This window comes from Micromonospora yasonensis, from assembly GCF_026013475.1.
GTDB lineage: Bacteria > Actinomycetota > Actinomycetes > Mycobacteriales > Micromonosporaceae > Micromonospora > Micromonospora yasonensis.
The window spans coordinates 1-1,425 of record NZ_JAPDPH010000451.1 but is presented as its reverse complement, the minus strand read 5'-3'; the positions used below and the strand labels follow the sequence as shown (position 1 = coordinate 1,425).

Annotated in this window: 2 protein-coding genes; one reads left to right on the top strand and one right to left on the bottom strand. The window is 76.8% G+C overall.

Annotation, left to right across the window (positions count from 1 at the left end):
* Positions 1-478 (top strand): flavin reductase family protein (locus ONA70_RS36265; RefSeq protein ID WP_265010985.1); only part of this gene is annotated, 478 nt, incomplete at its 5' end.
* Between the two features lie 98 nt (positions 479-576).
* Here ONA70_RS36265 and ONA70_RS36260 read toward each other — a convergent pair.
* On the bottom strand, positions 577-1,425 hold an 849-nt coding region (locus ONA70_RS36260; RefSeq protein ID WP_265010984.1), incomplete at its 5' end, for an alpha/beta fold hydrolase.

Sequence of the window (1,425 nt, the reverse complement as noted above, 5' to 3'; positions counted from 1 at the left end):
GGTGACCACCGCGCTGCATGGCGACGGCCAGCCCTGGGGGATGACCTGCACCTCGCTGTGCAGCGTCTCGCTCGACCCGCCGATCCTGCTGGTCTGCCTGCGCTGCGGCAGCCCCACCCTGGACGCCATCGCGGCCACCCGCTCCTTCGCGGTGAACCTGCTGCACGACCAGGCCCGGGCCTTCGCCGAGCTGTTCGCCTCCGGGGCGGTCGACCGCTTCGACCGGGTCCGGTGGACCGTCGGCCCGGAGGCCGGCGGTCCGCACCTGCTCGACGCCGCGCACACCATCGCCGACTGCGAGGTGGTCGACGACAGCGTGGTCGGCGACCACGCGGTGGTGATGGGTCGGGTCCGCGCGGTCACCCGGCTGCGCCCGCAGCGGCCCCTGCTCTATGGCCTGCGCCGCTACGCCACCTGGCCGGACCTGGTCGACGGCAGCTACCTCTCCTCCGACGCCCAGGCCTTCGACTGGTCCTGACCGCCGGCCCGGGTGAGCAACTTCGGGGAAGCTGCTGCCTCGACAAGCCGGCAGGCAGCACCGTCCCGGATGTTGTGCGGATCTTGCCGGGTGTCTGCTCAGGATGCCGCGGCCAGGGCGTCGGGGGTCGCTTCGGCCGGCTTCGTCTCGGTGACGAAGCGGGCGATGCGGTCGGCCAGGCGGGCCGAGGGGGCTGCGGACACGATCGAGTGGTGGTCCTCGGGCCAGCGTTCCACGGTCAGCTCCGGGCAGACCGCCCGCCAGGCCGGCACCGGGTCCGGGCGCTCGACCCGGTCGGCCACGATCAGCAGCACCGGCGCCACCCCCGGGACGGGGCGATGGGCGGCCAGCGCGGCCAGGTTGTCCCCGTGCACCCGGACCAGCCGCCGGTATCCGGCCTCGTCCAGCTCGGCGGGGAGCAGGCCCGCCGCCTGGGCCGCGGCGTGCGCCGCCCCGGCCAGCCCGGTCTCGGCGGCGCGGGCGAGCGCGGCGACCACCGGTTCCGGCAGCCGGCCGCCGGCCAGGTCGGCGAGGAACTCCCGGTGCCGCTCCCGGTCGTCGGCCGGCAGCCGCAGGTTCCGGATGTCGCTGTCGACCAGGACCACCCACGCCGCCTCGCCCTCGTCGCGCAGCTGGGCGGCCAGCTCGTGGGCCAGCACGCCCCCCATCGACCAGCCGGCGAGCAGGTACGGTCCGTGCGGCGCCAGCCGGCGCAGCTCGGCCCGGTATCCGGCGGCCAGGTCGGCGAGGCTGGGTGCGCCGGTCGGGTCGTCGCCGGCGAGGGCCCGGCTCTGGAAGCCGTACACCGGGCCGGCCCAGGCGCGGGCCAGGTCGGCGTAGCGGGCCACCGACCCGCCGACCGGGTGGCACAGGAACAGCGGCTGGCCGGCGCCGCCCGCCAGCGGTACGGCGCACCGGACGGTGCCGTCACCGGCCGCGAGCCGGGC